General features: G+C 60.5%; 2 protein-coding genes. Both read right to left on the reverse strand.

Features of this window, described 5'->3' with window-relative positions:
* Positions 1–210 (reverse strand): hypothetical protein (locus tag ACH4F2_RS35905; RefSeq protein WP_398136798.1); only part of this gene is annotated, 210 nt, incomplete at its 3' end.
* Between the two features lie 655 nt (positions 211–865).
* Entirely contained in the window at positions 866–1,618 is a 753-nt protein-coding gene (locus ACH4F2_RS35910) for a DUF2786 domain-containing protein (protein WP_021343780.1), read from the reverse strand.
* Positions 1,619–1,832 lie beyond the last annotated feature (214 nt).

Here is a 1,832-nt window from a genome sequence, read left to right on the forward strand (position 1 = left end):
ATTGATAAGGCCGAGCTTGTTCAAGCGCAGTCTCAGAGTGTAGAGCGACAGGCTGGATGCTTCGGTGATCTCATCCCAGGTCCACCCTTCCGGGTACACCTTTTTCAGGCTCTTGTTGATGCTCTCTTCGACTACCTCGAGTTCCGCACGCAGCTCCCGCCGGCGTTCGCCGAGAGCGGTCAATGCGTCGATGTTCTTCCTCGATACCATGTCCGGGATCGTAGTCACGATCCTTCGGGGCCGCAATCTTCGTGATGGGGCCATAGTCGCGGCAGCTGTGGATGATCTCATGGGATCGTCGATATTCGTACGGTCGGAGCGGACTTCGAAACGAGTCGCTCCGAGTGGTCGGCATGACGTGTGAGAGCTGACGCGAGTGTGCGCGCGGCTTTGGGGGACAGGTCGACGAGCCCGTGAGGCATGGTCGCTGCCAAGGTCACCAGCGGGGCTTCGTCGATGCAATCCGAGGTGACGGTCACTTCACACCCGAGTGTGCTCAGGACGGTGACAGGAGCCTCCTCCGACGGGGGATGGCTCGGAACTGCGGGCAGATGCGTGTCGTTTCGCATGGGTTGGGTACTCCGTGATCGCGCGTGTTCGTTTGTTTGAGGGGACATCAGGTCGGGCACCCAGGGAAGGTGTGGCCTGAACCACAGGTGTCTCTCCCGGTGGAATTAGACCACCTGCCGCCGACACCGAAAAATCCGACCCTTCGGACTTGGGGTCCTTCGCCGCGGCGACACCTCGAGAGCGCATTCTAAGGGTTTGACCTGCGGATATGCTGCATGATGCTTGCATCATTCAACAGCTTCGTGAGGGTAGCCGAAAAGGCCCGCACACCTCGCCGGTGTGGGGCCTGATCGACTTACCCGATGGCCTGCCTTCCGGCGCCGACGCGGGTGTTCCCTACGTCGGCACGGTCACCTGCTGCATGGCCGGCTCGGTAACCTTCGCCGCGGCCGACGGAGCGCCCGCGACCCTGGCCGATCATTCCGGCGTACTTCTTGTACATTGCTGCCTGCGCTCGATCGAAGTCGCTCTTGAGCATCAGAGACGCTCCGGTGCCGCCGTTCTCACGGTCGTACGTCGACGCCGCATTGTCCTCGCTCTCTTGGATACGAGAACCGATGCGGTCCGCGAACCCGATCATGAACTCCGCGCGGTGTTCTGCCGTGATACGGGCTGAATCCTTCGGATCCCGCCCCGCGAACGGATTCGCTGGAATTGCCTGCGTTGCAGACGAAAGCAGCTGCGGCATCAGGAGTTGGATCAAGAACTTCACGCGCTCGAGATGACGGGACAGCCCGAAAATCTGCAACACATGCTCACCATGCAGTTGAACGGCGTCGCAATGCAGGGACTTGGATACGCGATTGACCAGATACATCTTCTCGTAGCCGAACCGGTCACCGGTGTAGGTGAACGTTACCGCCTTCATTGTGTCGCCATCCACGTTGCCGGAACCGGCAGAACCACGGGCCATTGCTTCGTCGATGCCGTACTTCGCCAGGAGCTCGAATGCCTTCTCGCGCAACGTATCAGCCTCGGGTGTACCTTCGACCGAATCCGCCTTTGCGAACAGACCCTTGATCCTGTTGAGCATCTTGTTGTCAACCATTGTGCGTGTCCTAACCTTTCGAGACTGAGGGTGAATTCCGAACGTCAGGGTGGGCACCGGGGACGGGTGCCCACCCTTGCTCCGGCGAGTGCCAGCTCGCCGGAGCCCACTGCCGAACGATGGTCACTCTTCGATGACTTCTTCTGCGGTGACTCCCGATTGGGGAGCGTCATCGCCGTCATCGTCGAGGTCGATGGTCTGCTGGCCGGCGTTC

The organism is Streptomyces sp. NPDC017890 (assembly GCF_044328675.1).
Taxonomy (GTDB): domain Bacteria; phylum Actinomycetota; class Actinomycetes; order Streptomycetales; family Streptomycetaceae; genus Streptomyces.